Genomic DNA, 4025 nt, shown 5'->3' on the forward strand with positions numbered 1-4025 from the left:
CCTTAGACAAGAGGTATGGAAAAAACCTGACGAGCTTGTTGAGGTTGTCATGGAAGCTGTGAAATTGTCGGACGTCGTTAAGTTTTCGGAAGAAGAGTTGATGCTTCTCACCGCTACAGAATCTATCGAAGCTGGTCTAAAGCAACTGGAATCATTCAATCTACCTTTGGTCGTGATCACTCAAGGTGAAGAGGGATCGTTGGTTATTGCCAATAATCAGCAATTTAGAGTCTCAGCGAACCCTGTCAACGTGGTTGATACGACAGGAGCTGGTGATGCTTTCGTCAGTGGTTTACTGGCTAAACTCTCACAACACACGCACTGGAATGAACATAGTGTGATTGTTAACGCGGTGAAATGGGGTAACGCATGTGGTGGGCTAGCAACAACACAAAAAGGAGCGATGACTGCATTACCAAATAAACTCGAGCTAGAAGCATTGCTATAAAGATTGACCGCCTAAAGTAGCACTGTGTATTTGGATGCAAACGCAGTAATTTAACTTTGGGAGAGTCGAGGCGCTACGAAATCGAAGTGGCTTCACTTTCCCATTGCACTATTTTCTCTGAGAGTTCGAAATGATTAATTACGGTTTCGGAAATTTCCTCACCGTTTATTAAGCAACTGGCAATATAGACCGCACACCCTGCGCCAAAAGGTGCTTTTATGAGTTCTTCTGGCTGTCGGCAATTAAGAATGTTTTGGACCATATCTTTAGGGAAGCGCCAGAAGTTGAGTAGATAAGCGCCGAGTTGTTCTGATTTGGTGTTGAACAAGTATTTATTCAAATGCGATTTGTCTTTTCCTTTCGTCGCTGGGTTTAGATAAGCATTCATTAGCTTTGGTGTGATTTCTAATCTGACATATTCGCCAATTTGGTGAAGTAACCCGATGAGAAAGACTTGTTCTCGCTGATCTATGTCGACAAAACTAGAGGCCAGTTTGGCAACTTTGAAACTGACGCTGCGTAAGTCATCCAAAGGCTTGCTCGACTCGTTTAATGAAACAGAACTGATTTCAAGGAGAGACACAAAGTTGGTGACTATCTGTCGCCCAAGCCGATTGATAGCATCTGTAATAGTGATAGCTTCACTTTGACCTCGAAATGTCGCGTTATTAGCTATATGCAGTATCTTTGTACACATTGCAGGATCCTGACTGATTAGAATCGCAATCTCATGCATTGATGTGGACTCATCTTGTAATGCTCTTTTTACTTTAAAGAAAGATTTGGGTGAAATGGGTAGGGCTGTAATAGTRCCAATTGCATTTTGTATCGTTCTATCTGGGAACAGGTCTAAGATCTCGGATATTCCCTTCATTTCCTCTTTAAGCGTTTCTGGTTTGCATGGTTTTGTGAAAGCTTGATGTGCGAAAAAACCACCTTTCACAGTGATTAAGGGATCTGAATATCCAGACAAAGATGCTCGAATAACACTGGGGTATTGTAGGCTGACAGTCTTAAGAAGTTCAGCCCCATCCATATTCGGCATAAGCATGTCAGAAATAATGACGTCGATCTCTTCAGCATCCAAAATATCGAGCGCTTGCTTCCCTCCCTCTGCGGTGAATAGGGTCCAACCAGCTCCGAATAGAGCCCTTCTTAATCCATTGAGGATCATCATTTCATCATCAACCAGCAAGACTTTCATGGAAACTCCCTTCTGATGATTCGCTTAACTCTTGAGGTTTTTCGACCTCGCGGCTAAGCGGTAAACTGATGATGAAAGTTGTTCCTTCATTTGGTGTACTCTCAGTACGTATTTCTCCTTTGTGGAGTTCGGATATGACGGAGTACGCGATATTGAGCCCTTGCCCTGTGCCTTTACCTATGTCTTTAGTGGTAAAGAAAGGGTCGAAGATTCGATTGATGTTACTTTCTGGAATACCACAACCGTTATCTTCGATGCGAATCACAGCGTTGTTTTCAACTTGATACGTCGATATTCTAATTAGCCCCAAATTGTTGTCAGAATCTACGTACTTTTCTTCTATTGCATGTGCCGCATTAATGATGAAGTTTAAAATGACTTGATTGAATTCATCACGGAAGCAGGGAACGCTCGGCATATTGGTATCGAAATCAGTTTCGACTTTAGCGACATAGCGCCACTCTCCTCTGGCTATTGTAATTGTGGACTCAATAGCTTCAGCAATGTCGACTTGTTGTTTTTCATGACTACTTGAGTGAGAAAACGATTTCATTGCTCCAACTATTTTATTGATCCTTTTTAGCCCCTCTAAGGATTGATCCAGGGCGAGCGGGATCTCTTCAGACATAAACTCGATATCGTTTTTCGCTACTTCCTTATTTAAATCAGTTTGGAATTCGTCGCTCAGTGTCTCTTTGTGTTGGTCAGCCAGCGATTTGATTTGGTTGATGGTGCTCAGGCAGCTTTGAAAAGCGTCTTTAAGAAAGATGGTATTGTCAGACACGTACTGTGTGGGTGTGTTGATCTCATGAGCTATACCTGCTGCTAGTTGCCCCATCGACTCTAGTTTCTGCGCTTGACGCAATTGTTGCTCCAATTCGAGTCGGGCTGATATATCTCTAATGACACAATTGAATAAACTCATGTCTTCATTTCTGGTTGTCATCGAAGAAATACTAACCTCGACAGGGAAGGCTCTTCCACCAAACTTGGTGCCTTCCATCATTAAGTTATTTTTGTTGTTGAGGTCTGTGCTTTCGCTTAATAGTTTGTCCTTGTTGAACTTAGGCATTAAATCTTGAATATTTTTACCTACGATAGCGTCTTCTTGGTAGTTGAACATTTTCAACCCCATGAGGTTAATGCTGTCTATAGAGCCAGTTTCATTGATAATGATTAGCCCGTCGGCGAGGTTATTTAGGATGTCTTTCTCTCGCGAGATACTTACCTTTACTGACGATTCTGCAATCTGTAGGCGGTTATCGACGATAGAGCAGAGTGCTGTGGCGGCAAAGATGATGATGGCAAAGAAGGCAACGATCAAAGCAATGGTAGGGGAACTACCCATGTGCATGCCCATGCTTTCTGTCTGCTTCTCGATATAGAAGCTAACAGACCCCATAGCGGTGTAGTGCATTCCCGCGACAGATAACCCCATGATCATCGACACGAGTATTCGTCTTTGTACATCATCCTCTTGTTGCTGGTGTTGTAGCTTGATTAGGTAAATTGCTACGCAAGCGAATAGRTGAGCGATTAAGATTGAAAGCACGAAAAACGTGAAGTCATAAACCATAATCACATCCATTTTCATGGCTTCCATGCCGATAAAATGCATGCTGCCAATTCCTAAGGCTAGGTATAAAGCGCTTAGTTGGATGTTCAGGGTTGAAAAGTTTTGCTTAGAAAGGATATGGAACGCAAAAAATGCCCCTACGATTGGCGGCACTAAAGAAAGCAGTGTCAGCCCCAAATCATAAGACATAGGTACCGGGATCATAAATGCTAGCATTCCAGTAAAATGCATCGCCCAGACTCCCAAACCGAAAACTATACTGCCAAATACTCTCCACAATCGTACGGTTTTAGGCGTACTAGATACCCACATTCTTTGAATTGTGATTAAACAAGAGTAAGCCGCGAGGCTAGAAATGAATACCGACAGGAGGATCAAGTAAATATTGAAGACTCCCTCCAATAAAAGATGGGTTTGTGTATCCACAAGCCTAAATCGCCAGAATTCAACCATAGTTTTCGTCCTTTCTTAAAATCCATTTATTATGAGAGGCAATTTTTAGTGCTCTTTAAGTTTTATGTCTTCGGTTTCGTCCGCAGCTAAAACGGATATCTTTGCATCCCAAGATATCGCCCCATTTCGTTGGCAGTACCGGATTATATTAAGGAGTGCATCAGTGGTTTTTTGTCCTTCTCTAGCGACTAATTGTCCGATGTCTGTCCGAATGTCTTCGTTTAAAATCATATCAATTTTGATCTGTGAAATTTTGATTTCACTGCACGGGGTTTCAATGACTAATGTTGTTTTAAATGCCGAAAATATCGTGGGGTCATACAGTTCTTTTTGGCTCTCCAAAG

The 4025-nt window shown here is 42.2% G+C and carries 3 protein-coding genes and 1 pseudogene; 1 reads left to right on the forward strand and 3 read right to left on the reverse strand.

Translation table 11 applies throughout. The features are described 5' to 3' along the window. A partial coding sequence (locus L4C33_RS20205) for a PfkB family carbohydrate kinase (RefSeq protein ID WP_428814196.1) occupies positions 1-448 on the forward strand: 448 nt, incomplete at its 5' end. Between the two features lie 73 nt (positions 449-521). Here L4C33_RS20205 and L4C33_RS20210 read toward each other — a convergent pair. The 3 genes and pseudogenes from L4C33_RS20210 to L4C33_RS20220 all read right to left on the reverse strand — a co-directional run. Then, positions 522-1652 (reverse strand): HDOD domain-containing protein, encoded by a 1131-nt coding sequence (locus tag L4C33_RS20210; protein ID WP_428814197.1) that lies wholly within the window; start codon positions 1650-1652, stop codon positions 522-524. Further along, positions 1633-3681, reverse strand: a complete 2049-nt coding sequence (locus L4C33_RS20215) for an MHYT domain-containing protein (RefSeq protein WP_428814198.1) — start codon at positions 3679-3681, stop codon at positions 1633-1635. The genes L4C33_RS20210 and L4C33_RS20215 overlap by 20 nt, the downstream gene beginning before the upstream one ends. 45 nt (positions 3682-3726) lie before the next feature. Continuing rightward, positions 3727-4025: pseudogene (locus L4C33_RS20220) on the reverse strand (hypothetical protein); the annotation flags it as partial.

The sequence above is a fragment of the Vibrio makurazakiensis genome, from assembly GCF_050337375.1.
GTDB classification, from domain to species: Bacteria; Pseudomonadota; Gammaproteobacteria; order Enterobacterales; family Vibrionaceae; genus Vibrio; species Vibrio makurazakiensis.